The sequence below is a fragment of the Bacillus atrophaeus genome (assembly GCF_001584335.1).
In the GTDB taxonomy this organism is placed as follows: domain Bacteria; phylum Bacillota; class Bacilli; order Bacillales; family Bacillaceae; genus Bacillus; species Bacillus atrophaeus.
Map to the genome: position 1 here is coordinate 44,977 of NZ_LSBB01000018.1, position 24,710 is coordinate 69,686.

Below are 24,710 nucleotides of genomic sequence, written 5' to 3' on the forward strand. Positions count from 1 at the left end.
GACAGAATAAAGGTGAAATTATGAAAGTCGAGTTATTTGATTTTGAACTTCCAGAACGTTTAATTGCCCAAGTGCCTCTTGAACAGCGTGATGCTTCAAGGCTTATGGTGCTTGATAAACATACAGGCGGGCTGTCAGACAGCTCGTTTAAGGAAATTGTCAGCTTTTTCAAGGAAGGGGATTGTCTTGTCCTGAACAATACCCGCGTTTTGCCTGCCCGTTTATTCGGAGTAAAAGAGGATACGGGCGCCAAAGTTGAACTGCTTTTATTAAAGCAGGAAACAGGTGACAGATGGGAAACCCTTGTCAAGCCGGCGAAACGCGTGAAAAAAGGAACCGTTCTGACTTTCGGCGACGGCTTGTTACAGGCAGTGTGCACAGAAGAGCTGGAACACGGCGGGAGAAAAGTTGAATTCCGATATGACGGGATCTTTTATGAAGTGCTGGAATCCCTCGGAGAAATGCCGCTTCCTCCGTATATTAAAGAGCAGCTGGATGACAGAGAGCGGTACCAAACGGTGTTTTCTAAAGAAATTGGGTCTGCTGCTGCACCGACAGCGGGACTCCATTTTACGGAAGAGATATTAGGTGAATTAAAGGAAAAAGGCGTTCGGATCGAGTTTATTACTCTGCATGTCGGACTTGGAACGTTTCGTCCTGTCAGTGCCGATGAAGTAGAGGAGCACAATATGCACGCGGAGTTTTATGAAATGTCTGCAGAAACAGCGGCTGCTTTAAATCATGTAAGGGAAACGGGCGGACGGATTGTGTCGGTCGGTACGACATCAACGCGCACGCTTGAAACCATTGCCGGGGAGAATAACGGTAGCTTTAAAGCTTCGAGCGGATGGACGTCTATTTTTATTTACCCCGGATATGAATTTAAAGCGATTGACGGAATGATTACGAATTTTCATCTGCCGAAATCATCGCTTATTATGCTTGTCAGCGCACTTGCTGGGAGAGAACATGTACTCCGCGCGTACAACCATGCGGTGGAAAAGGAATATCGCTTTTTCAGCTTCGGCGATGCGATGCTGATTATCTAATTTGAAAGACAGGAGGCCTCATATAAAGTGGCTGAACAACCAATACGCTATGAATTTATAAAAGAATGCAAACAAACGGGAGCACGCTTGGGAAGAGTGCATACTCCGCACGGCTCCTTTGACACACCTGTTTTTATGCCGGTCGGCACACTGGCGACAGTCAAAACGATGTCGCCTGACGAGCTGAAGGCAATGGACGCGGGAATTATTTTGAGCAATACCTACCATCTTTGGCTGAGACCCGGCCATGACATCGTCAAGGAAGCGGGCGGCCTTCACAAATTTATGAACTGGGACCGTGCGATTTTAACGGATTCAGGCGGTTTTCAGGTCTTTTCGTTAAGTAAGTTTCGTAATATAGAAGAGGAAGGCGTTCATTTCCGTAATCACTTAAACGGAGATAAACTGTTCCTTTCACCCGAAAAAGCAATGGAGATCCAAAATGCGCTCGGATCCGATATTATGATGGCGTTTGATGAATGCCCGCCATATCCGGCTGAATACGATTATATGAAACGGTCTGTTGAGCGGACGAGCCGTTGGGCGGAGCGCTGCCTTGAAGCCCACAGCCGTTCAGACGATCAGGGGCTGTTTGGCATCGTACAAGGCGGAGAATATGAAGAATTACGGACACAAAGCGCGAAGGACTTGATTTCTCTTGATTTTCCGGGCTATGCTATAGGCGGACTGTCTGTCGGCGAACCGAAAGATGTCATGAACCGGGTGCTTGAGTTCACAACGCCTCTTTTACCGAAAGATAAGCCGAGATACCTGATGGGTGTCGGATCTCCTGATGCTTTGATTGACGGAGCGTTGCGCGGTGTTGACATGTTCGACTGTGTGCTGCCGACCCGTATTGCGAGAAACGGAACCGTGTTTACGGCTGAAGGGCGTCTCAATATGAAAAATGCAAAATTCGAAAGAGATTTCCGCCCGATTGATGAAGAGTGCGATTGCCATACTTGTAAAAATTACTCACGCGCTTACATCAGACATTTAATTCGCTGTAATGAAACATTCGGTATCCGATTAACAACTTATCATAATCTTCATTTTCTGTTAAACTTAATGGAGCAAGTAAGACAGGCCATTCGTGAGGATCGCCTGGGTGATTTCAGAGAAGAGTTCTTTGAGCGTTACGGCTATAACAAGCCAAATGCGAAAAGCTTCTAAATAAAAAGCCTCATGGCTATTTTGTTTCGAAAGGGGTGAAACAGATGACAGGTACATTAGGCACTTTGGTTCCTATTATTTTAATGTTCGCGGTTCTTTATTTCCTATTAATTCGTCCGCAGCAAAAGCAGCAAAAAGCTGTGAAAAGAATGCAGGAAGAACTGAAAAAAGGCGACGCGGTTGTGACAATCGGCGGATTGCACGGCACCGTTGATTCGATCGACGAAAGCAAAGTCGTGATTAAGACTGGTGAAAATACCCGCCTTACATTCGACCGGCGCGCGATCAGAGAAGCTTCCGCTGAATAACAGCGAAGCTTATACATAACGAAAAAAAGAGCGGAAATCCGCTCTTTTTTTCGTTATGACGATCTGCTTCCCCGCAAATTCACTCCAAAAATGCCGCCTAGCATACAAACTCCTAAAAAGCCGAGATGAAAGAGGAGCTGTTCGCCGGTAAATGTTTTCCCAAACCCCAAATACTGAAATAACAAAATGATCAATGAAAAACATATAGAGGTCAATGCGCCGATCATCCAGCCTTTTTCCTTTGCTTTTCCTCCTGAAATAAACCCGCCGATAAATAAAGAAAGGAACGAAAGGGCGGTGACGAGCCAGTTGAACGATGACTCTTGCAGCGAAGTAGCTGTAAGTAAAAGTGAAATGGCCAAACTTGTGGCAAGCATTGCCGCAAAAATAACGATCAGGCCGTAAAGAATGCCTTTTCCTACTTGTTTTGTTTCCTCCATGAGTGAGTGTCTCCTCTCTGCCTTCCAGCCCAAAGGCTGTCTGGTTCTTTCTTCAACTCACCGCCATACAAGCAGACGGCTCGTCTTTTTAAAAATGTATTCTCTCATGAGGAGAATTAGACTTGAAAAAGCATAATTATCACATTGCTTTTTCTTACATAAATCAGTGAATTTGATGCAGGCTATGATGAGATGGAGGTGCGCTATGGAAGAAATTTTCATTATTGCGTTTCGGACAATCCTGCTGTATTTTGTGATTCTTATTATTTTCCGTTTAATGGGAAAGCGGGAAATCGGTGAACTCAGTATTTTGGATCTGGTCGTTTTTATCATGATTGCGGAAATTGCGGTTTTGGCGATTGAAGATGTAGAAGATCACCTCTCTCATACGATTGTGCCGATGATCGTTTTAATGATCATACAAGTATCGTTAGCGTATTTGTCTTTAAAAAGCCAGAAAGTGCGCCAGATGCTTGACGGCAAGCCGACCATCATCATTGAGCACGGAAAAATTGATGAACGCGCAATGAGATCACAGCGCTATAATTTTGATGACCTAATGGTTCAGCTCAGAGAAAATAACATTGACAGGATTGCCGATGTGTCATTTGCTATTCTTGAGCCGTCAGGCAAACTGACGGTCGTCCAAAAAGAGCCTAATGAAAAACATAAACAGCTTGAAACCCCGCTTATCGTGGATGGCGTCATTCAAAAAGAACATGTAGACAGGATAGGAAAAGACGAACAATGGCTTATAAAGATGCTTTCAAAAAGAGGTTATCATAACATTTCTGACATATCGTTTTGCAGCTTTACGGACGGTGCATTTTATGTTGACCTGAAAGACGAGCAAGTCCGGCCTTAATGTTTATCGGGCAACAAACCGGCCGATGACAGGGATGCGGCGGAGCTCGTCTTTTTTTATTAAGCGGAACAACAGAAGTAAAATGATATACAGCGCCGCGCTTAATGTGACCCATCCGACAAGATTCACAGCCTCAGACCCGGAGAACCGAATGTAATGTTTCATGATGGAGCTGAGGTAACCGCTGACGAAAATAATGGCGATGCACATTGCGTATTCTTTTATTTTTATGCTGATCGGCAGAACCTTGCTCACAGTAGCCGCATGTAAAAGCGTAACGAGCACCATGCCGGTTACAATAGCCAAGGCCGCTCCCATAATGCCGAGAGACGGTCTGGTTGCAAGGGCAAAGATAAGGCCTGTTTTCACGACCGCTCCTATTAAACTGTTCATCATGGCAGCCCCCGCCAGATTAAGCGCCTGCAGCACAGCCTGTAGCGGGCCTTGAAAATAATAGAGCAGAAAAAAAGGCGCCATAACTTTTATAAATACAGCTGCTCCAGATGAGCCATACATCACGCTCATCAGTTCCTCTGCAAACGTAAATAAAATAACAACAGATATTCCTCCGCTAAGAAGACAAAGCCTCATGGCTTGTTCCAGCCGGTATTCCACCACCTGCAGCTTTTTTTGCTCCATCCCTTCGCTAATCGCAGGAACCAGCGCTGTCGATAAAGAATACGTAATAAAGCTGGGAAGTGTTAAAACCGTCATTGCAAGTCCTGTCAGCTCTCCGTACTGGCTTGTTGCCGCGGCTGTTGCGACCCCGGCGATAGCGAGGCTCTGAGCGACAACGATCGGTTCGAAAAACCAAGACAGGTTGCCGATAAACCGGCTTCCTGTCGTAGGAAGCGACACACTCATTAATTGAGAAAACGTATCTTTACCGGTTTTAATCGAGTGGAAAAACTGCTTTCTGATTCTGATTTTCTTTTTAAATTTAAAAGCAATGAATAAATAGACCAGTGATGCAAGCTCGCCGATAACAGAGGAAATCATCGCTCCGGCTGCCGCGTATTCAATCCCGTATGGAAGGAAGATCGTCGTGCAGACGGCAACAAGGGATATGCGCACAATTTGTTCAAGGACCTGCGAAACAGCGAGCGGGTTCATATTTTGTTTTCCTTGAAAATATCCTCTCAGCACGCTGGAAATCGCTATAATCGGCACAACCGGTGTAATCGCCAGCAGCGGATAAACTGTTCTGCCGTCTGTCAGCATCGTTTCCGCCATTACCGGAGCAAATAATAAGAACAGCGGGGTAAAGATAAGACTGAGCACCCCGGTAATCGTAAGCGACATGACTAAAATATTCTTTGTTTTTTGATGGTCTCCCCGCGCGCTGGCTTCAGCGACAAGCTTGCTGATCGCGACGGGAAGCCCGAATTGCGTCAGCGTTGTGGCCAAGAAAAAAGTGGGAGCCGCCATCATATAAAGCCCGACTCCTTCTTCACCGATAAACCGGGCGATAACCACCCGGTTGACAAAGCCGAGCATCCTTGTAATCATCCCCGCAGCGATGAGAATAAGTGTGCCTTTTAAAAACGTCTGTTTCGTCATTTTGACCCCCTGCCTTCTCAAACAACCTGTAATCATATACAATAAAGATATGCGTATATATCGTCCAAGCATGACAAGTCTTCTTGAAAAACAAAAAAAGGAGCGTGCAGTTCGTGGATAAACATCCCGCCGGCATATATAAAGACCACTTGAGGCCTTTTCTTTACAGTAAGCTGGAAGAGTTCAAAATCCTCGGGTACGATGATGTTGAGCTTGACAGTTTATGGTCATACTTATTAAATAAAAAGTGGAAAAAGAAAACAGAAAAACAGATTTATGAATTGGCAAGCGATATTTTATCAGTGAAAATTGGCGAATTTATGAACTATGCAACCGTAGAATCATTTAAAACGTCTAATTGGCTGAGCAGTGAAGAAGGTCAAGAAGTTTTGGACGAGCTGCTGAAATAGCACTGTCTGATTTACCTAGGTTAAGGAGGATATACATAATGAAAAAGGGGCGCTTGATTGCGTTTTTCCTATTCGTATTATTGATCGGCACCGGGCTTGGATATTTCACAAAGCCGGCAGCTGAGAATATTACGCTGGGATTAGATTTACAAGGCGGATTTGAGGTTCTGTACGATGTGAAACCCGTCAAAAAAGGTGATAAAATCACAAAAGATGTTCTCGTCAGCACGGTTGAAGCGTTAAACCGCAGGGCCAATGTGCTTGGGGTCAGTGAGCCGAACATCCAGATTGAAGGCAATAACCGGATTCGCGTTCAGCTTGCGGGTGTTACCAACCAGAACAGGGCGCGCGAAATCTTATCTACAGAAGCTCAGCTCTCATTCAGAGATACAAATGATAAAGAGCTTCTGGACGGCTCTGATCTTGTTGAAAATGGCGCGAAACAAACTTATGACGGAACTACAAATGAACCGATTGTCAGTGTGAAACTCAAAGACGCTGATAAATTCGGAGAAGTGACAAAAAAAGTCTTGAAAATGGCGCCGAACAACCAGCTGGTCATTTGGATGGATTACGAAAAAGGCGATTCTTTTAAAAAAGAAGTCCAAAAAGAGAATCCTAAATATGTATCTGCTCCGAATGTCAGCCAAGAATTAAACACAAAAGACGTGACGATTGAAGGCAATTTTAAAGTTCAGGAAGCTAAAGATTTAGCCAGTATTTTAAATGCCGGGGCGCTGCCGGTGAAACTGACTGAAAAATATTCTACTTCAGTAGGTGCGCAATTTGGGCAGCAGGCGCTGAATGAAACAGTTTACGCGGGTATTATCGGTATTGCTCTTATTTTCTTGTTTATGCTGCTTTACTACCGTTTGCCTGGGCTGATTGCCGTTATTACTCTGTCAGTTTATGTGTATATCACCCTGCAGGTCTTTGACTGGATGAATGCAGTCCTGACGCTGCCGGGAATCGCCGCGCTTATATTAGGTGTCGGGATGGCGGTGGATGCGAATATCATCACCTATGAACGAATTAAAGAGGAACTGAAACTCGGTAAATCTGTCCGTTCGGCGTTCCGTTCGGGGAACCGGCGGTCATTTGCGACGATTTTTGACGCAAATATCACCACTATCATCGCTGCCGTTGTGCTCTTTATTTTCGGGACAAGTTCTGTCAAGGGATTCGCTACAATGCTGATCCTATCGATTCTGACCAGTTTTATTACAGCTGTTTTCTTATCAAGGTTCCTGCTGTCGCTGCTTGTGGAAAGCAGATGGCTTGACCGGAAAAAAGGCTGGTTCGGCGTTAAGAAGAAACATATTATGGACATTCAGAAGACGGACGAATATACAGAGCCGTACACTCCATTTGAAAAATGGGATTTTACGAGCAAACGAAAATTTTTCTTTATTTTCTCAAGTGCCGTAACCATTGCCGGGATTATTTTGCTGCTGGTATTTAAGCTGAATCTCGGTATTGACTTTGCAAGCGGCGCGCGGATTGAAGTACAGAGTGATCATAAGCTGACCACCCAGCAGGTTGAGAAAGATTTCACTTCACTTGGCATGAAGCCTGATACTATTGTATTGTCGGGAGAAAAAAGCAATATCGGGGTTGCAAGGTTTGTAGGTGTCCCTGATAAAGAAACAGTTGCCAAGGTGAAAGATTACTTTAAAGATAAGTACGGATCTGAGCCTAATGTCAGCACAGTCTCGCCGACAGTCGGGAAGGAACTGGCGCGAAACGCTTTATATGCAGTGGCCATCGCTTCTCTCGGCATTATTATTTACGTGTCCATCCGGTTCGAATACAAAATGGCGATAGCAGCTATTGTTTCATTGCTGTATGACGCTTTCTTTATCGTCGCATTTTTCAGCGTGACAAGGCTGGAAGTGGACGTTACGTTCATTGCGGCGGTTCTGACGATTATTGGTTATTCGATAAACGACACCATCGTAACCTTTGACAGGGTTCGGGAGCATATGAAAAAGCGCAAGCCTAAAACGTTTGCTGATTTAAACCATATTGTAAACCTGAGCTTGCAGCAGACCTTTACCCGTTCGGTCAACACCGTCCTTACGGTAGTGATTGTGGTGGTCGTTCTCTTGCTGTTAGGTTCAACATCGATTACAAACTTCTCATTCGCGTTATTGGTCGGTTTGTTGACAGGTGTCTATTCTTCTCTGTACATTGCAGCGCAAATTTGGCTCGTGTGGAAAGGGAAAGAATTTAAAAAGGATAAACGTATTGAAGAATAATGAACAAAAACCTAGGCTGTCCGTTTTTCGGGCAGCCTGTTTTTTTATCCTTAACGCTTTTCCATTATTTTTCTTTACGTTTCATTGAACTTGAAATATACATTTGCTATAATGACATACGCTTACAATAAAACATATAAATGGTGTCATGATCATTTTGGTATAAACAGGTTGTAACATGATGTAGGAGGGTTTTTATGAAGGTTCGTGAGTCGGAGCTTCCGGGAATAGGGCAAAAAGTTGAGATTCTGACTAGAAATCAGGATAAAATTTGCATTATTATCCATGATGATGGCAGAAGAGAGCTGTATTATTTTGATGAGAATGATCACGAAGAATGTGTAACATCCGTGCAGTTTAATGACGCAGAAGCGAGACAGCTGTCCGCTATTCTGGGTGGAATGGCGTATAAACCGAAGGCTCTTGAATCGGTTGAGGTAGCGCTTGATGATTTGATCATTGAATGGTTCAAAGTAGAGGCAAAAGCCCCTGCTGTTCAACTGACACTCGGCGACTTGGACGTTCGGCAGCATTATCAGGTTACAGTCATTGCCATCGTGAAAAAAAATCAGCAGAAACAGCTGAATCCGGGGTCTGATACGGTGATTGAAGAAGGAGACACACTGGTCATTTCCGGAGAAAGAAAAGGGCTGAAAAAGCTGATTCAAGAGAAATTAACCGCATCTGAGACTTGATTCTCTTTTGAAAGCCTGTTTAAAACGGGAAGCAAAAGGGAAACTTACCTCAAAAAGCCAGTTTGGGGGAACCAGCATGAACAAACAATGGACGATTATTTTTGCTCTTATATTTACTTTGATTGTTGCTATTTTTGCAGTAATTAACGTAAGGTCTGTTGAAGTAGATTACCTTTTCGGAAGATCAGAATGGCCTTTAATTCTCGTGATTCTCGGATCAGTATTAATGGGGGCCTTGATTGTATTTTCCGCAGGTATATTTCAGGTTATGAAATTAAAGCGTGAAATCAAAACTTTAAGAAAAGAAAGAAAAGCCATACAACAAGACCCTATGCCTGAAACAGAAGGCGTACAGCAGTATGACAGTGAAGCAGTGAAGGCGAATTCGGCGCCTCCGTTGGAGAAAAAGGATTAGATTCTCGAATAACATTTGAAACCCCTCAGCTTGCTCTAGTATAATAGGGTGGTTGAGGGGTGAATTTATGTTAGCGTCAAAAATGCGTTGGGAAATACAGCGACCAGATCAGGATAAGGTCAAATCACTCACAGAACAATTGGACATAACACCTCTTGTGGCATCTCTGCTTGTAAAAAGAGGATTTGATACAGCGGAAAGCGCAAGGCTGTTTTTAAATACAAAAGAAGCTGATTTTTATGATCCCTTTGAGATGAAGGGCATGAAAGAAGCAGTTGAGCGGATTAAAGAGGCCATTTCACAGCAAGAGCCCATTATGATATACGGAGATTATGATGCGGACGGCGTCACCAGTACGTCTGTCATGCTGAAAACATTACAAAAGCTCTCGGCTCACGTTGACTTTTACATACCTGACCGGTTTAAAGAGGGCTACGGACCGAATGAGCAAGCCTTCCGCTCGATTAAAGAGCAAGGCTTCTCTCTTATTATCACGGTTGATACGGGGATTGCGGCTGTTCATGAAGCAGAGGCAGCGAAGGAACTAGGACTGGATGTCATCATCACTGACCACCATGAGCCCGGCCCTGTGCTGCCTGATGTGTGTGCCATTGTTCATCCGAAGCAGCCGGGATGCGCCTATCCGTTTAAGGAGCTTGCCGGAGTGGGTGTGGCGTTTAAGCTTGCACATGCTCTTTTAGGCGCTTTGCCTGAGGACCTGCTCGATTTGGCGGCAATCGGGACTATAGCCGATCTTGTGCCGCTGCATGATGAAAACAGATTATTAGCAACGTTAGGCATGCAGAAGCTTCGAATGACAAACCGGCCGGGGCTAAAAGCATTGATTAAACTGTCAGGCGGTGACATCGGACAAGCGAATGAAGAAACAATCGGCTTTCAGCTTGCACCGAGGCTTAATGCTGTCGGGAGAATTGAACAGGCTGATCCGGCTGTCCATCTGCTGATGACAGAGGATGAGTTCGAAGCAGACGAGCTTGCAACTGAAATCGACCAGCTCAACAAAGAGCGCCAAAAGATTGTCAGCAAAATGACGGATGAAGCGATTGAAATGGTTGAGCAGCAAGGGCTCAATGGATCTGCCATCGTAGTGGCAAAGTCCGGCTGGAACCCCGGGGTTGTCGGCATTGTGGCTTCAAAGCTTGTTGACCGTTTTTACCGTCCGGCCGTTGTTCTTGGAATTGATGAAGAAAAGGGCATCGCGAAAGGATCGGCTCGAAGCATTAAAGGCTTTGATTTATTTAAAAGCCTTTCTTCTTGCAGAGACATCCTTCCCCATTTCGGAGGACATCCGATGGCTGCAGGAATGACACTTTCTGCCGATGATGTATCTGACTTGAGGGACAGGCTCAATCAAATCGCGGATGAGACGCTTACAGAAGAGGATTTTATTCCGGTTCAGGAAATTGATCTCGTATGCAGCGTAGAGGATATTACGGTTGAAAGCATTTCTGAAATCAATCTCCTGTCTCCCTTTGGCATGCAGAATCCGAAACCGCATGTGATGGTGGAAAATGCGCTTTTGGAAGACGTCCGGAGAATCGGAGCCAATAAAAACCATATCAAAATGACGGTCAAAGACCAATCGGCAAAGCTTGATTGTGTCGGCTTTCATAAGGGGGAGCTTGAGACAGGTATTGTGCCAGGTTCAAGAATCTCATTAGTCGGCGAAATGTCGATTAACGAATGGAATAACAGAAAAAAACCTCAATTAATGATAAAGGATGCAGCCGTTTCTGAGTGGCAGCTGTTTGACTTGCGTGGAAAACGTACGTGGGAAGAGACATTAGTTGCGCTTCCGTCTGAAAAACGGGTCATTGTTTGCTTTAAGGAGGAAACGAAACAGCTGCTTCAAAACGAAGAGCTGCGCCATCAGCTGCATGCGGTGAGCTCGGAGCAGGAAGCGAGAGACCTTGAACTGGACGGCGCATATGTGGTATTCCTTGATGCGCCCCCTTCATTAGATCTGCTTTCAAGCTTGGTAGAAGGAAAGAGACCGGAGCGTGTCTATTTTATCTTTATGAATAACGAGGAGCATTTTCTGTCAGCATTTCCGACCCGGGATTATTTTAAATGGTACTACGGTTTCTTGCTGAAAAGAGGAACTTTCGATCTGAAAACACACGGTTCAGAGCTTGCAAAACATAAAGGCTGGACAAAAGACACAATCAATTTCATGACAAAGGTGTTTTTTGATCTCGGTTTTGTTAGAATAGAGAATGGCGTGCTGTCTGTTATTTATGATGTGAAAAAACGCGATTTGACAGACTCGCAAACCTATCAGGCAAAACAGCAGCTGATGGAATTGGATCAGAAGCTGAATTATTCTGCGGCTGAAGAGCTGAAGGAATGGCTGAATAAGCTGATGAATCAAGATTCAGAGGCTTATGAAAGTACGAGGAGGACATAAAACAGATGGATTTAAAGAAATATGTAACAATTGTGCCGGACTATCCGAAAGAGGGCGTGCAATTTAAAGATATTACAACATTAATGGATAAAGGCGACGTATACCGATATGCGACTGACCAGATTGTTGAATACGCTAATGAAAAACAAATTGACTTAGTTGTCGGGCCGGAAGCAAGAGGCTTCATCATCGGCTGCCCGGTGGCATACGCGCTTGGCGTAGGTTTTGCGCCCGTCCGTAAAGAAGGCAAGCTTCCGCGTGAAGTCGTGAAGGTAGATTACGGCCTCGAATACGGCAAAGATGTGTTAACCATCCACAAAGACGCGATTCTTCCTGGCCAGCGTGTGCTCATCACAGATGACCTATTGGCAACAGGAGGCACAATAGAAGCGACGATCAAGCTTGTTGAAGAGCTTGGAGGCGTAGTAGCAGGTATCGCTTTCTTAATCGAGCTTACGTATCTTAATGGTAGAGAAAAGCTTGATAAATACGATATTTTAACGTTAATGCAATACTAGGCTAAACCGCATAAAGGAAAAAAAGCACTCTCTATCCGGGTGCTTTTTTCCTATTATCTGATTATTTGTTTATGTAATCTTTGGAGATTGAACTTCTTCTCTTTACATCTATCGTTTTTTTCTTGATAATAAACTACAATACAGTTTACATTTAAAAAAAGGTGATTCCATGGCGAACGAACAAGTATTAACTGCCGAGCAAGTGATTGACAAAGCGCGCAGTTATCTAACCGATGAGCATATTGCATTTGTAGAAAAAGCATACCTGTACGCTGAAGACGCTCATCGCGAGCAGTACCGGAAGTCAGGTGAGCCATATATCATCCACCCGATTCAAGTGGCGGGCATTCTCGTTGACCTTGAAATGGACCCTTCAACCATCGCGGGAGGATTTCTCCACGATGTGGTGGAAGATACGGATGTAACGCTTGATGACCTGAAGGAAGCTTTTTCTGAAGAAGTGGCAATGCTTGTGGACGGGGTGACAAAGCTCGGTAAAATTAAGTATAAATCTCAAGAAGAACAGCAGGCGGAAAACCATCGCAAAATGTTTGTCGCTATGGCTCAAGATATCCGGGTCATATTGATCAAGCTGGCGGATCGCCTCCACAACATGCGGACGCTGAAACATCTGCCGCAAGAAAAACAGCGCAGAATTTCTAATGAAACGCTGGAGATATTTGCTCCTTTGGCGCACCGCCTCGGGATCTCAAAAATCAAATGGGAGCTGGAAGACACCGCACTCCGTTATTTGAATCCTCAGCAATATTACAGAATCGTCAACCTCATGAAGAAAAAACGCGCGGAACGTGAACAGTATGTCGAAGAGGTTGTCGATGAAGTGAAAAACCGAGTCGAAGAGGTCAACATCAGCGCAGATTTCTCCGGCCGGCCGAAACATATATACAGCATTTACAGAAAAATGGTTCTGCAAAATAAACAGTTCAATGAAATTTATGACCTGCTGGCGGTCCGTATTCTTGTAGGGAGCATAAAGGACTGCTACGCTGTACTCGGCATTATCCATACTTGCTGGAAGCCGATGCCGGGCAGGTTTAAAGATTATATCGCCATGCCGAAGCCGAATATGTATCAGTCCCTTCATACGACAGTGATAGGACCTAAAGGCGATCCTTTAGAAGTGCAGATCAGAACCTTTGAAATGCACGAAATTGCTGAATATGGAGTCGCGGCGCATTGGGCTTACAAAGAAGGAAAAGCGGCGAATGAGGAAGCCACATTTGAGAAGAAGCTTTCCTGGTTCCGCGAAATCTTAGAATTTCAAAATGAATCAACTGATGCGGAAGAATTTATGGAATCCTTAAAAATCGACTTGTTTTCGGACATGGTGTTCGTCTTTACGCCAAAAGGCGACGTCATTGAGCTGCCGTCCGGCTCAGTCCCGATTGACTTCTCATACAGAATCCACTCGGAAATCGGCAACAAGACGATCGGCGCGAAGGTCAACGGGAAAATGGTGACGCTGGATCATAAGCTTCGGACAGGCGATATTGTCGAAATTTTGACGTCCAAACATTCATACGGGCCCAGCCAGGATTGGGTCAAGCTTGCCCAGACCTCACAAGCCAAGCATAAGATCCGCCAGTTCTTTAAGAAACAGCGGCGCGAAGAAAATGTTGAAAAAGGCCGTGAATTGGTAGAAAAAGAAATTAAAAATCTGGATTTTGAAGTGAAAGATGTGCTGACAGCCGAAAATATTCAGAAAGTTGCCGATAAATTTAATTTCTCGAATGAAGAGGATATGTATGCGGCAGTCGGCTACAATGGAATCACCGCCTTGCAGGTTGCAAACCGCCTGACGGAAAAAGAGAGAAAGCTTCGTGACCAGGAAGAACAAGAAAAAACCGTTCAGGAAGTCACCGCGGAGCCAAAATCATATCCCCAAGGCAGAAAACGGGAAGCGGGCGTGCGCGTTAAAGGAATCGACAATCTCCTTGTCCGTTTGTCCAAATGCTGTAATCCAGTGCCGGGCGACCATATTGTCGGGTTTATTACGAAAGGCCGAGGGGTTTCCGTCCATCGTGATGACTGTCCGAATGTCAAGACGAATGAAGCGCAAGAGCGGCTGATACCTGTTGAATGGGAGCATGAATCACAAGTTCAGAAGCGTAAAGAATATAATGTCGAAATTGAAATATTAGGTTATGATCGCCGCGGATTGCTAAATGAGGTGCTTCAGGCTGTAAATGAAACAAAAACGAACATTTCATCCGTTTCAGGCAAATCGGACCGCAACAAAGTGGCGACGATTCATATGGCGATTTTTATTCAGAATATCAATCACTTGCATAAAGTTGTCGAACGTATTAAGCAAATAAGAGATATATATTCTGTTCGCCGAGTCATGAATTAAAGGAGACAGACAATGAAATTAGTTGTTCAGCGTGTAACAGAAGCGAATGTGACGGTGGACGGCGCTGTTATCGGTCAAATCACCAACGGCGTTATGGTGCTTGTCGGCGTGACTCATGAGGACACGGAGGAAGATGCCGTTTATTTAGCGGATAAAACCGCCAATCTCCGTATTTTTGAAGACGGTGATGGCAAGATGAATTTGTCGTTGCTTGATGTAAGAGGAGAGGTATTATCCGTTTCTCAATTTACTCTTTACGGAGAAACAAAAAAAGGACGCCGCCCCAACTTCATGAATGCCGCAAAACCTGATCAGGCCCTTGGTCTTTATGAAAAGTTTAACGAACTGCTGAGGGAAAAAGGGATAAAGGTAGAGACGGGGAAATTTGGTGCTATGATGGATGTACAGCTCACAAATTCAGGCCCGGTCACATTGATTATTGATTCTAAACTGTAAAAAGCTGCCCGAAGGCAGCTTTTTTTGTCGTTCTAATTAAAATATTGTTCCAGCCCGCTTTCAATCCCGTCTGTTACTTTTTCTTGGAATGAGCCGCTATGTACGATGGATTCTTCTTGCGGATGGCTTAAATACCCAAGTTCATACAGCATGGCGGGTTGTTTATTTTCCCGAAGCACATAATAGTCGCCAAACAGCACGCCGCGATCCGGTATAGGGGAGCGCTTGGCTACTTCTGAATGAACATCGGAGGCAAGCTCCCGATCCTTCGCAGGACTGTAATAATAGGCGGTGCTGCCTCTTACAGAAGAGTTTGCGTAGCTGTCATAGTGAATGCTGATAAAGGCATCTGCATTGCGGTAGTGTGATGTGGAAACACGTGACTGTAAGCTGACAAACGTATCATCTTGACGCGTCACATACACATTCGCTCCCGCCGATCGCAGTTTGCTTGCAAGAAGATTTGCCGTCTTAATCGTTAAGTTTTTCTCGAATTTACCGGTATAGCCGATTGTTCCGCTGTCTTTTCCGCCGTGACCCGGATCAACCACAATCGATTTGTTTTGCAGAGAGCCACTGCCGGAAGAAGATGATTTGGCTACGGGTGCTTCACCAGCTTCTTCGTCTTTTTTCGACGTTTGAACCACCCAGTTGGCTACGTACGCCGTTTGCCCGTTCTCAAGTGTTACTTCATACCAGCTGCCCTTTGTGCCGGTGATCGTGTATGAAGAGCCTTTTTCAGCCCGTTCGACAATAGAGGCGGATGTCGAAGCAGAACTTCTTAAATTGGTTCCTCCATAAACGATATACGCTTTTTTCGCTGAGGAAGAGCTGCTGCTGCCGCTGCCGCCGGATGAGCTGGTCGATTGGTTTGAGCCTGTCACGATATAATGACTGGCAACCCATCCTTGTTGCCCGTTTGCTTCAATTTTCAGCCAGCCGTTCTCCTCGGTTAAAATGGACAGTTTTGTTCCTCGCGTCAACTTAGTAATGATGGCTGAATCATGCGAGGCCGAACTTCTGACATTCAGGGAAGAAACGCCGACTGTGCCGCTTTTGTTTTGCGAAGTGCTTGCTTGCCCGCTCTCCTGTGAGCCTCCTCCGCTTTTGGATGTGTAGACAGAAGCAACCCATCCGGTCACACCTTGATATGAAATTTTAATCCAGCTATTGTCCTTATCAATTATCTTTGCCTGCTCACCTTGCGGGAATTTGCCGATGACCTCATAAGAAGTGCCCGGTCCTTTTCTGATTCTTAAATCAGAATCGGTCGATGTGACAGTTTCGCTGCCGGCTGATGCACGGCTGCTTTCTCCTGTTTTCTTTTTGATCAGCCAAGAAACAACCCAGCCCTTTTCTCCGGAGTTAAGCTGAATTTGCACCCAGTCCCCGTCCTCCTTCAGGATAGGGTAGCTTTCTCCTTTTTTAACTTCAGCCGTGATCCCGTAGCTCAGCCCGGGGCCGCTTCTGACGTTCATCTCGTCTGTAGCGATAACAGCTTCTCCCTGTGCGGCTGTAACCGGGCGCGGAGGGGAGAATAACGCTGCGATAATAACAAAGCATAAAATAAGAATAGTGCATTTCTTATTCATGGCTTCCTCCTTTCTGAAAAAACATTGAACAAGTACATTCTTGTTTATTATCGTAAATTCCTTGCTGAATGTTAAATAAAATGAAAATGATTTGTTTATACTACTTATAAATAAGGTAAAAAAGGTGTGCAAATCATGAAATATCATCCAAAACTAGGACGCGCTTTACACGACAAAGAAGCAAATACACACTTCAGCGACCACGTTGATTCTGAAACAATCGGCTATCTTGAAGAGACTTCTTCAGAGCTCGGCCTTGCGTCTAAAGAAGCAGTGCGGCGGAAAAACACCCGGAATAAAGCTTGACAGAGAACGGCAATCCCATTATTATAATAGAAATTGATGTACATATAAATGATGAATTGTTGAACCTGTAATGGAGAAGAGTAGGTCAGACTGCATGTAAAGAGAGGAACCGCCTAGGCTGAAAGCGGCTCTGCATTGCATCTTTCTCGAAACAACACTCCGGAGGTTTCCTGCTGAACGCTGTGCTTTTTTTGCAAACGTCATTAGGCAGAGAACGTGAACCTGCGTTAAAGGATTGAGCGGGAACATTTCATATGTTCCAACTAGGGTGGCACCACGGGTATAACTCTCGTCCCTACTATACATGTATAGTAGAGGCGGGAGTTTTTTGATTTCATCATTTTAAACATACGGTATCTTTATTAAAGGAACTTAACAAGGAGGGCTACATATGGCATATAACATTCCAAGAGGAACACAGGATATTCTGCCGGGTGAATCAGACCGGTGGCAGTACGTTGAACAAATAATGAGGGACACATGCCGCACATATCAGTATAAAGAAATCCGCACGCCGATTTTTGAACATACCGAGCTGTTTGCAAGAGGGGTCGGAGAATCCACTGACATTGTACAAAAAGAAATGTATACCTTTCAGGACCGAAAAGGAAGAAGCCTGACGCTTCGTCCGGAGGGAACAGCGGCGGCGGTTCGCGCATTTACTGAAAATAAATTATTTGCAAATCCCGTACAGCCGACAAAGCTGTATTATGTCGGTCCGATGTTTCGCTACGAACGTCCGCAGACGGGGCGCTTTCGTCAGTTTTATCAATTCGGAATCGAAGCGATCGGTTCCAAGGATCCTGCGATTGACGCTGAAGTCATAGCGCTTGCGATGAGTATATATCAAAGAGCGGGCCTAAAGAATGTTAAGCTTGTACTTAACAGCCTTGGTGATAAAGAAAGCCGGACTAGTTACAGAGAAGCTCTGGTCAAACACTTTGAACCGCGCATTGATGAATTCTGTTCCGATTGCCAATCACGGCTGCACACGAATCCGCTCAGAATTTTAGATTGTAAGAAAGACAGAGATCATGAACTGATGAAGACTGCGCCGTCTATTCTTGAATATTTAAACGAAGAATCAAAAGCATATTTCCAAAAAGTCCAGCAGTATGTAACCGAATTAGGCATTCCGTTTGAAATCGACCCTAATCTTGTGAGGGGGCTTGATTACTATAACCATACTGCATTTGAAATTATGAGCAATGCGGAAGGATTTGGCGCGATCACAACGCTTGCCGGCGGCGGACGTTATGACGGCTTGGTTGAGCAAATCGGAGGCCCTGAAGCTCCGGGGATCGGTTTTGCCATGAGTATTGAACGCTTGCTTGCGGCCATTGATGCGGAAAAGACAGAACTTCCTGTCAGCCAGGCTATTGATTGCTACATCGTCACGCTTGGAGAAAAAGCGAAGGATTATTCCGTCTCTCTTGTGTACAAACTGAGAGAAGCAGGTATTTCAAGTGAAATTGATTACGAAAATAAGAAAATGAAAGGCCAATTTAAAACGGCGGACCGTCTGAACGCGCGATTCATTGCGATTTTGGGAGAAGATGAGCTTGCTCAAAATCGAATCAATGTAAAGGATGCGAAGACCGGGGAACAGCTGGAAGTGGCTCTTGATGAATTGATACGTTTTATGAAAGCTAACCAACTGGGGTAAAGGAGAGGAACGCTTTGTTTGGAAGAACATTTTACTGTGGTGACATCACTGAAAAAGCAATAGGCGAAACCGTTAAACTTAAAGGATGGGTGCAAAAAAGACGTGATCTCGGCGGCTTGATCTTTATAGATTTGCGTGACCGTTCAGGGATTGTTCAAGTGGTATTTAATCCTGACGCCTCAAAAGAAGCTCTGGAAATAGCCGAAGGAATCCGTAACGAATACGTTCTTGATATACAAGGGACCGTAGTAGCGCGTGAAGAAGGTACGGTTAACAAGAATTTAAAAACAGGAGCCATAGAAATTCACGCTGACGAGGTGGCTGTGCTAAGCGCAGCTAAGACGCCGCCTTTTGCCATCTCTGACCAAGCGGATGAGGTTTCTGAAGACGTCCGCTTAAAGCACCGTTATTTGGACCTCCGCCGGCCGGCGATGTTTAATACGCTGCAAATGCGCCATAATGTGACGAAAGCGGTACGCCATTTCTTAGACGAAAATGGTTTTCTCGATATTGAAACACCGATTTTAACAAAAAGCTCACCTGAAGGAGCCCGTGATTATTTAGTGCCGAGCCGCGTGCATGAGGGTGAATTTTACGCGCTTCCTCAGTCGCCTCAGCTTTTCAAACAGCTGCTGATGGTTTCAGGGGTAGACCGCTATTATCAAATCGCCCGCTGTTTCCGTGATGAAGATTTACGTGCGGACCGCCAGCCTGAGTTTACGCAGATTGATATTGAAATGTCCTTCATGAGCCAAGAGGAGATCATGGCTTTGGCAGAGGATATGATGGCGAAGGTCATGCGTGAGACAAAAGGGGTAGAAGTATCTCTTCCGCTGCCTCGAATGACTTATGAAGATGCCATGAATCTATACGGCTCCGACAAACCGGATACCCGTTTTGCCATGCTTTTGACTGATGTGTCTGATATTGTGAAAGATACAGAATTTAAGGTATTCTCCTCCGCAGTTGCAAACGGAGGCGTTGTCAAAGCAATCAATGTGAAGGGTGCTGCGGCAGACTATTCAAGAAAAGATATTGACGCTCTCGGCGCTTTTGCTGCGAACTACGGAGCTAAGGGCCTTGCCTGGGTTAAAGTCGAGCAGGAAGGCGTAAAAGGGCCGATCGCGAAATTCTTTGATGAAGAAAAGCAGGCTAAGCTGATTAAATCGCTCGATGCAAACGATGGAGACCTTCTCCTGTTCGGAGCAGACCAATTTGAAGTTGTCGCTCAATCGCTTGGCGCACTTCGATTGAAGCTTGGGAAAGAGCGCGGCCTTATTGATGAAAGTCTCTTTAATTTCTTATGGGTGATTGACTGGCCGCTGCTCGAGCATGACTCGGAAGAAGGCCGTTTTTATGCCGCACACCATCCATTTACAATGCCGGTGCGTGAGGATCTTGACCTCGTTGATACCGCTCCGGAAAACATGAAGGCGCAAGCCTATGACCTTGTCTTGAATGGTTATGAGCTTGGCGGCGGATCAATCCGTATTTTTGAAAAAGAGATTCAGGAAAAAATGTTTAAGCTTTTAGGCTTCACAAAAGAGGAAGCCCATGAGCAATTTGGATACTTGATGGAAGCTTTTGAATTTGGCGCGCCGCCGCATGGCGGTATCGCACTGGGGCTTGACCGTTTGGTGATGCTGCTTGCCGGCCGCACGAATTTAAGAGACACTATCGCGTTTCCGAAAACTGCAAGTGCGAGCTGTCTGATGACAGATGCGCCGGGAGAAGTGAGCGAGGCGCAGCTTGACGAACTGCATCTTGCGGTGAATAGAAAAGTGAAGAATTGAATATGCAAATTGCATCTCTCGATTCTTGAAAATCAAAAACGCCTGTGATATGATTTTTACAAGTTAAATAAAGTCCTGATGTGTTAGTTGTACACCTAGTTTTGACCGAACATTTTTTTGATTTGGGAGCCCGTATTTTTAAATGGCGTGCATGCCTCTTTTCATTCGATAAAGAGGACTTACAAGATTTAGAAAAGGGCACCCACCTGCTGAGAGCGGGTTCAAAACAAAGGAAAGCGGCAACGGCACAATTGGGACTTTATTTTTTGTGCGCTAAAAAAACGGCTGTATCAGCCATTGAGATATGAAATCAGAATACGAATGTGGAGTGAGTTTCTTGTTACACCAGTTTTCTCGTAATGAATTAGCTATCGGAAAAGAGGGGCTCGAGACGCTCAAAAACAGCACCGTGGCTGTATTGGGAGTCGGAGGCGTCGGATCTTTCGCAGCGGAGGCTCTTGCGCGTTCAGGAGTGGGCCGCATTCTTCTCGTAGATAAAGATGATGTAGACATTACAAACGTAAACCGCCAGCTTCATGCGCTGCTGTCAACTGTCGGCCAGCCGAAAACGGATTTGATGAAAGCGCGGATTGCCGATATCAATCCCGATTGTGAGGTTATCGCTTTAAAAATGTTCTACACGGAAGAAACCTATGAACAATTTTTTGACTATCATCTTGACTATGTTATTGACGCATCAGACACGATTCATTATAAAATTCACTTAATTAAAGAATGCCTGAAAAGAGACATTCCTTTAATCTCCAGTATGGGCGCGGCGAATAAAACAGACCCGACGCGCTTTCAAATCGCTGATATTTCCAAAACACATACGGACCCTATCGCAAAAGTTATCCGAACAAGGCTTCGTAAAGAAGGCATTAAAAAAGGTGTCCAAGTGATTTTTTCTGATGAAAGTCCGATTGTCATCCGTGAAGACGTCAGAAAAGAAGTAGGGAATGACAACGCGGACATCCGCAAAGCGAAAATGCCGCCGTCTTCCAATGCATTCGTGCCGTCGGTTGCCGGTTTAATTATGGGCGGGCACGTTGTGATGGATCTCCTGAAAGATATTCAAATCACAAGAGTAAAAGACAAATAAAAAGAATCGGTGAAAAGAGGCTGGATATATTCCGGCCTCTTTTATGCGTTTGGGGTCTTTTTGCGGTTCACTTCTCAATGATCAATTAAATAAATCCGCCATTGACCCGGATGGTTTGGCGGAAAAACTTCAATTAAGGTTCGGGTGCAAACAATGATTGTCAAGCAGGTGTGGTGCCCGAGCGGAAAGGACCAAAAACGGCACAAAAAAACAAGGACACAATGTTAGTCCTTGTCTGCTATTTTTTTTGTTTCAATTAGCTTATCGTATACTTGTTTTAAAGCGGATTCGAATTTCCCCGTCTGCTTTGGTTTGTAATATTGCTTGTTCTTTAAAGGATCGGGCAAGTACTGCTGTTCAACCCAGCCGTTATCATAGTCGTGCGGATATTTGTAACCGATTCCCCGGCCCAGCTCTTCTGCTCCTTTGTAATGAGCGTCCTTCAGATGCTTCGGAACATCGCCGATTTTTCCCGCTCTGATGTCTGCGATGGCTGCTTCGACGGCGAGCACAGCGGAATTAGATTTCGGTGACAGACATAACTCGATCACCGCGTTGGCAAGCGGAATGCGTGCTTCAGGGAAGCCGATTCTCTCAGCCGTCTGGACGGCATGAAGCACTCTTGGCCCTGCTTGGGGGCTTGACAGCCCGATATCTTCATAGGCGATGACGAGCAGCCGTCTTGCGATGCTTTCTAAGTCGCCTGCTTCAATTAATCTTGCCAAGTAGTGCAGGGCAGCATTTGCATCAGAGCCGCGGATTGATTTTTGAAAGGCGGACAGCACATCGTAATGAGCGTCGCCATCTTTATCGTGGGCAAAGCTTTTTTTCTGAAGGCATTCTTCAGCAGTTGCTAACGATATGTGAATCGTTCCGTCCGAGGATTCCTTTGTTGATAATACGGCGAGTTCAAGCGCATTTAAAGCGGAACGGACGTCTCCTCCGCATCCATGGGCGAAATGGTCCATTGCCTGGTCATCAACCGACACATTGTAGGAACCAAGTCCGTGATGTTCATCCTGAAGCGCCCTTTCCATTGCTTGTTTAATCAGTTCAGGTGTTAAAGGCTCAAGCTCGAAAATTTGTGTCCGGCTTCTGATCGCCGGGTTAATGGCATGATAGGGGTTGGCCGTTGTTGCTCCGATTAAGATAATCATGCCGTTTTCTAAATAAGGCAGCAGAAAATCCTGCTTGCCTTTATCAAGCCTGTGAACTTCATCTAGAATCAAAATGACCTGTCCTGACATTTTTGCTTCCTGGGCTACAATTTCCATATCTTTTTTATTGTTTATGACAGCATTCAGCTTGCGGAACGCAATACTTGTGGAACCTGCGATTGCCGTTGCAATCGAGGTTTTTCCGATGCCGGGCGGTCCGTATAAAATCATGGATGACAAATGCTTCGCCTGAACCATTCTGCCGATAATTTTATCTTTTCCGACCAGATGCTGCTGACCGATAATATCTTCTATTTTCGTCGGACGCATCCGAAACGCCAAAGGCTTCATCATCATCTCTCCTTACATAATAACAGGGTAACGGAAAACGAAGGAGAAGAAAAGGGGGCGGCTCTGCCTTACGTGCGTTCAATGAAAATTCCTTTTCGTTATGTTATAATAACAGTTGGTCTATAAGATACTAAACGGATAATTCATATAAAAATACCAATATAAATTGTAAAATCCAGAAAAAAAAACAGAGGTGTTAGAGTTGAAAATATCGACTAAAGGAAGATACGGACTCACCATTATGATTGAGCTCGCCAAAAAGCACGGTGACGGCCCGACCTCATTAAAAACCATAGCCCAGACAAATAACCTGTCAGAGCACTACCTTGAGCAGCTTGTATCTCCGCTCAGAAACGCCGGTCTTGTGAAAAGCATCAGAGGCGCGTACGGCGGTTATGTATTAGGCAGCGAGCCTGAGACGATTACAGCCGGTGATATTATCCGCGTGTTAGAAGGGCCTATCAGCCCCGTTGAGGTGCTTGAAGATGAGGAGCCCGCTAAACGCGAACTGTGGATCCGCATCAGAGACGCCGTGAAAGAAGTTTTAGACAGTACAACATTAGAGGACCTTGCCAGTTATACAGACGGAGAGCAAGAAGCCTATATGTTCTATATTTAAATCAGAGGTGTACACATTATGGAACGGATTTATTTAGACCATGCCGCGACCTCGCCGATGGATGAGCGTGTGCTGGAAAAAATGGTGCCGCATTTCACCGGAAGTTTCGGCAATCCATCCAGCATTCATTCTTTTGGAAGAGAAACGCGAAAATGGGTGGATGAAGCGAGATCGCAAATTGCGGATCAAATCGGGGCCGCAGAACAGGAAATCATCTTTACGAGCGGCGGCACAGAGGCTGATAATTTGGCGATACTCGGAAGCGCTCTGGCCAGACGGGATCTCGGAAAACATATCATCACCACAAAAGTAGAACATCATGCTGTGCTTCACACATGTGAAAAACTGGAACAAGACGGTTTTGAAGTGACCTATCTTGATGTCGGCTCAAACGGCCGCGTCAGTGCAAATCAGGTGAAAGATGCGCTGCGTGATGATACAATCCTAGTGACAGTGATGTATGGAAATAATGAGGTCGGCACTGTACAGCCGATTGCTGAGATAGGCGAATTGCTGAACGGCCATCAGGCTTATTTTCATACCGATGCTGTACAAGCGTTCGGTTTTCTTCCGATTGATGTGAAAAACAGCCATATTGACCTGCTGTCTGTTTCTGGGCATAAGCTAAACGGACCCAAAGGGACAGGCTTTTTATATGCAAATAAAGATGTGAAGCTCTCTCCGCTGCTGTTTGGAGGCGAGCAGGAAAGAAAACGCCGCGCCGGAACGGAAAATGTTCCGGGAATTGTGGGGTTGAAGGAAGCTGTCGTCCTCTCGGGCGAGGAACGGGAAGAGAAAACAGCCATGTACCGGACATTTAAAGAGATCATGATCGATACTCTGACAAAGGCCGGAGTTAAGGCCGAGGTCAATGGAGATCGTGAGCACAGTCTGCCGCACATATTGAACCTTTACTTCCCGCACGTATCGGTTGAAGCGCTGCTGGTGAATCTTGATATGGCGGGCATTGCCGTTTCAAGCGGGTCTGCGTGTACGGCCGGATCGGTTTTGCCGTCTCATGTTCTGACTGCTATGTTTGGGGAGGATAGTGACCGGCTGACCTCTTCTATTCGAATCAGCTTCGGGCTCGGCAATACGGCTGAACAAGTCAAAACCGCTGCCGAACAGACGGCCGCTATAGTTAAACGCCTGACGTAATAAGGCGGAATCAGTTT

22 protein-coding genes, 1 other RNA gene and 1 other annotated feature are annotated in these 24,710 nt (G+C 45.3%); of the genes, 19 read left to right on the forward strand and 4 right to left on the reverse strand.

Going from position 1 to position 24,710, the window contains the following annotated elements; all coding sequences use genetic code 11:
- Positions 1-20 precede the first annotated feature (20 nt).
- Genes queA through yajC form a run of 3 tightly spaced genes read left to right on the forward strand, consistent with a single transcriptional unit; the run spans position 21 to position 2,530 of the window.
- A complete protein-coding gene (gene queA, locus AXI57_RS08950) occupies positions 21-1,049 on the forward strand; it encodes a tRNA preQ1(34) S-adenosylmethionine ribosyltransferase-isomerase QueA (RefSeq protein ID WP_003325285.1) in 1,029 nt (342 codons plus the stop codon).
- A 27-nt stretch (positions 1,050-1,076) separates the two neighbouring features.
- Positions 1,077-2,222 carry a tRNA guanosine(34) transglycosylase Tgt gene (gene tgt, locus AXI57_RS08955; protein ID WP_061669866.1) on the forward strand — a complete coding sequence of 382 codons (1,146 nt, stop codon included), beginning with the start codon at positions 1,077-1,079 and terminating at the stop codon, positions 2,220-2,222.
- 44 nt (positions 2,223-2,266) lie between these two features.
- Positions 2,267-2,530 carry a preprotein translocase subunit YajC gene (yajC, locus tag AXI57_RS08960; protein WP_003325287.1) on the forward strand — a complete coding sequence of 88 codons (264 nt, stop codon included), beginning with the start codon at positions 2,267-2,269 and terminating at the stop codon, positions 2,528-2,530.
- A gap of 53 nt (positions 2,531-2,583) precedes the next feature.
- Here the strand turns inward: yajC and AXI57_RS08965 are convergent, their stop codons facing one another.
- The gene (locus AXI57_RS08965) at positions 2,584-2,970 is read right to left on the reverse strand and encodes a TIGR04086 family membrane protein (RefSeq protein ID WP_003325288.1); all 387 of its coding nucleotides are present in this window, start codon (positions 2,968-2,970) and stop codon (positions 2,584-2,586) included.
- A gap of 205 nt (positions 2,971-3,175) precedes the next feature.
- Between AXI57_RS08965 and AXI57_RS08970 the strand changes: the two genes are divergently transcribed.
- Positions 3,176-3,835: a DUF421 domain-containing protein gene (locus tag AXI57_RS08970; RefSeq protein WP_003325289.1), complete on the forward strand. Its 660-nt coding sequence runs from the start codon at positions 3,176-3,178 to the stop codon at positions 3,833-3,835.
- 3 nt (positions 3,836-3,838) lie between these two features.
- Here the strand turns inward: AXI57_RS08970 and spoVB are convergent, their stop codons facing one another.
- Positions 3,839-5,395, reverse strand: coding sequence for a stage V sporulation protein B (spoVB, locus tag AXI57_RS08975; protein ID WP_010789340.1), 1,557 nt, complete (start codon positions 5,393-5,395; stop codon positions 3,839-3,841).
- Between the two features lie 113 nt (positions 5,396-5,508).
- Between spoVB and AXI57_RS08980 the strand changes: the two genes are divergently transcribed.
- From AXI57_RS08980 to dtd, 8 genes are all read left to right on the forward strand, one after another.
- The gene (locus AXI57_RS08980) at positions 5,509-5,805 is read left to right on the forward strand and encodes a post-transcriptional regulator (protein ID WP_061669867.1); all 297 of its coding nucleotides are present in this window, start codon (positions 5,509-5,511) and stop codon (positions 5,803-5,805) included.
- A gap of 38 nt (positions 5,806-5,843) precedes the next feature.
- The gene (secDF, locus tag AXI57_RS08985) at positions 5,844-8,063 is read left to right on the forward strand and encodes a protein translocase subunit SecDF (protein WP_003325292.1); all 2,220 of its coding nucleotides are present in this window, start codon (positions 5,844-5,846) and stop codon (positions 8,061-8,063) included.
- 197 nt (positions 8,064-8,260) lie between these two features.
- On the forward strand, positions 8,261-8,758 hold the full coding sequence (locus AXI57_RS08990; protein ID WP_003325293.1) for a cation:proton antiporter regulatory subunit: 498 nt from the start codon (positions 8,261-8,263) through the stop codon (positions 8,756-8,758).
- Positions 8,759-8,834: 76 nt separating this feature from the next.
- Positions 8,835-9,173 carry a LapA family protein gene (locus tag AXI57_RS08995; protein WP_003325294.1) on the forward strand — a complete coding sequence of 113 codons (339 nt, stop codon included), beginning with the start codon at positions 8,835-8,837 and terminating at the stop codon, positions 9,171-9,173.
- A 67-nt stretch (positions 9,174-9,240) separates the two neighbouring features.
- Positions 9,241-11,601, forward strand: a complete 2,361-nt coding sequence (gene recJ / locus AXI57_RS09000; RefSeq protein WP_061669868.1) for a single-stranded-DNA-specific exonuclease RecJ — start codon at positions 9,241-9,243, stop codon at positions 11,599-11,601.
- 5 nt (positions 11,602-11,606) lie between these two features.
- Complete coding sequence (locus AXI57_RS09005) at positions 11,607-12,119, forward strand: adenine phosphoribosyltransferase (RefSeq protein WP_003325297.1); 513 nt, start codon at positions 11,607-11,609, stop codon at positions 12,117-12,119.
- Between the two features lie 169 nt (positions 12,120-12,288).
- Positions 12,289-14,493: a GTP diphosphokinase gene (gene relA, locus AXI57_RS09010; RefSeq protein ID WP_003325298.1), complete on the forward strand. Its 2,205-nt coding sequence runs from the start codon at positions 12,289-12,291 to the stop codon at positions 14,491-14,493.
- Between the two features lie 12 nt (positions 14,494-14,505).
- Positions 14,506-14,949: a D-aminoacyl-tRNA deacylase gene (dtd, locus tag AXI57_RS09015; protein ID WP_010789335.1), complete on the forward strand. Its 444-nt coding sequence runs from the start codon at positions 14,506-14,508 to the stop codon at positions 14,947-14,949.
- A 32-nt stretch (positions 14,950-14,981) separates the two neighbouring features.
- Here the strand turns inward: dtd and AXI57_RS09020 are convergent, their stop codons facing one another.
- Entirely contained in the window at positions 14,982-16,541 is a 1,560-nt protein-coding gene (locus AXI57_RS09020; RefSeq protein ID WP_061669869.1) for an N-acetylmuramoyl-L-alanine amidase family protein, read from the reverse strand.
- A gap of 135 nt (positions 16,542-16,676) precedes the next feature.
- On the opposite strand from AXI57_RS09020, the gene AXI57_RS21560 reads away from it, so the two are divergent.
- The 5 genes from AXI57_RS21560 (at position 16,677) to AXI57_RS09040 (ending at position 21,408) form a co-directional block, all read left to right on the forward strand.
- Positions 16,677-16,847, forward strand: coding sequence for a YrzK family protein (locus AXI57_RS21560; RefSeq protein WP_003325301.1), 171 nt, complete (start codon positions 16,677-16,679; stop codon positions 16,845-16,847).
- 58 nt (positions 16,848-16,905) lie between these two features.
- Positions 16,906-17,147, forward strand: a binding site (T-box leader).
- A 91-nt stretch (positions 17,148-17,238) separates the two neighbouring features.
- Positions 17,239-18,513, forward strand: coding sequence for a histidine--tRNA ligase (gene hisS / locus AXI57_RS09025; RefSeq protein ID WP_061572690.1), 1,275 nt, complete (start codon positions 17,239-17,241; stop codon positions 18,511-18,513).
- Between the two features lie 14 nt (positions 18,514-18,527).
- Positions 18,528-20,306, forward strand: coding sequence for an aspartate--tRNA ligase (gene aspS / locus AXI57_RS09030; protein ID WP_061669870.1), 1,779 nt, complete (start codon positions 18,528-18,530; stop codon positions 20,304-20,306).
- Between the two features lie 69 nt (positions 20,307-20,375).
- A non-coding RNA gene (gene ssrS / locus AXI57_RS09035) (6S RNA) lies at positions 20,376-20,568 on the forward strand.
- A 75-nt stretch (positions 20,569-20,643) separates the two neighbouring features.
- Entirely contained in the window at positions 20,644-21,408 is a 765-nt protein-coding gene (locus tag AXI57_RS09040) for a tRNA threonylcarbamoyladenosine dehydratase (RefSeq protein ID WP_003325305.1), read from the forward strand.
- A 224-nt stretch (positions 21,409-21,632) separates the two neighbouring features.
- On the opposite strand, the gene AXI57_RS09045 is transcribed toward AXI57_RS09040, so the two are convergent.
- Positions 21,633-22,916 carry a replication-associated recombination protein A gene (locus AXI57_RS09045; protein WP_061669871.1) on the reverse strand — a complete coding sequence of 428 codons (1,284 nt, stop codon included), beginning with the start codon at positions 22,914-22,916 and terminating at the stop codon, positions 21,633-21,635.
- Between the two features lie 202 nt (positions 22,917-23,118).
- On the opposite strand from AXI57_RS09045, the gene cymR reads away from it, so the two are divergent.
- Complete coding sequence (gene cymR / locus AXI57_RS09050; protein ID WP_010789329.1) at positions 23,119-23,535, forward strand: cysteine metabolism transcriptional regulator CymR; 417 nt, start codon at positions 23,119-23,121, stop codon at positions 23,533-23,535.
- Positions 23,536-23,553: 18 nt separating this feature from the next.
- Positions 23,554-24,693, forward strand: a complete 1,140-nt coding sequence (locus AXI57_RS09055) for a cysteine desulfurase family protein (protein WP_061669872.1) — start codon at positions 23,554-23,556, stop codon at positions 24,691-24,693.
- Positions 24,694-24,710 lie beyond the last annotated feature (17 nt).

Excerpts from the sequence above, each read along its gene's own strand:
- queA (WP_003325285.1), top strand. The coding sequence starts at position 21 with ATGAAAGTCGAGTTATTTGATTTTGAACTTCCAGAACGTTTAATTGCC.
- yajC (WP_003325287.1), top strand. The coding sequence starts at position 2,267 with ATGACAGGTACATTAGGCACTTTGGTTCCTATTATTTTAATGTTCGCG.
- AXI57_RS08965 (WP_003325288.1), bottom strand. The coding sequence starts at position 2,970 with ATGGAGGAAACAAAACAAGTAGGAAAAGGCATTCTTTACGGCCTGATC.
- AXI57_RS08970 (WP_003325289.1), top strand. The coding sequence starts at position 3,176 with ATGGAAGAAATTTTCATTATTGCGTTTCGGACAATCCTGCTGTATTTT.
- spoVB (WP_010789340.1), bottom strand. The coding sequence starts at position 5,395 with ATGACGAAACAGACGTTTTTAAAAGGCACACTTATTCTCATCGCTGCG.
- secDF (WP_003325292.1), top strand. The coding sequence starts at position 5,844 with ATGAAAAAGGGGCGCTTGATTGCGTTTTTCCTATTCGTATTATTGATC.
- AXI57_RS08990 (WP_003325293.1), top strand. The coding sequence starts at position 8,261 with ATGAAGGTTCGTGAGTCGGAGCTTCCGGGAATAGGGCAAAAAGTTGAG.
- AXI57_RS08995 (WP_003325294.1), top strand. The coding sequence starts at position 8,835 with ATGAACAAACAATGGACGATTATTTTTGCTCTTATATTTACTTTGATT.
- recJ (WP_061669868.1), top strand. The coding sequence starts at position 9,241 with ATGTTAGCGTCAAAAATGCGTTGGGAAATACAGCGACCAGATCAGGAT.
- AXI57_RS09005 (WP_003325297.1), top strand. The coding sequence starts at position 11,607 with ATGGATTTAAAGAAATATGTAACAATTGTGCCGGACTATCCGAAAGAG.
- relA (WP_003325298.1), top strand. The coding sequence starts at position 12,289 with ATGGCGAACGAACAAGTATTAACTGCCGAGCAAGTGATTGACAAAGCG.
- dtd (WP_010789335.1), top strand. The coding sequence starts at position 14,506 with ATGAAATTAGTTGTTCAGCGTGTAACAGAAGCGAATGTGACGGTGGAC.
- AXI57_RS09020 (WP_061669869.1), bottom strand. The coding sequence starts at position 16,541 with ATGAATAAGAAATGCACTATTCTTATTTTATGCTTTGTTATTATCGCA.
- AXI57_RS21560 (WP_003325301.1), top strand. The coding sequence starts at position 16,677 with ATGAAATATCATCCAAAACTAGGACGCGCTTTACACGACAAAGAAGCA.
- hisS (WP_061572690.1), top strand. The coding sequence starts at position 17,239 with ATGGCATATAACATTCCAAGAGGAACACAGGATATTCTGCCGGGTGAA.
- AXI57_RS09045 (WP_061669871.1), bottom strand. The coding sequence starts at position 22,916 with ATGAAGCCTTTGGCGTTTCGGATGCGTCCGACGAAAATAGAAGATATT.
- AXI57_RS09055 (WP_061669872.1), top strand. The coding sequence starts at position 23,554 with ATGGAACGGATTTATTTAGACCATGCCGCGACCTCGCCGATGGATGAG.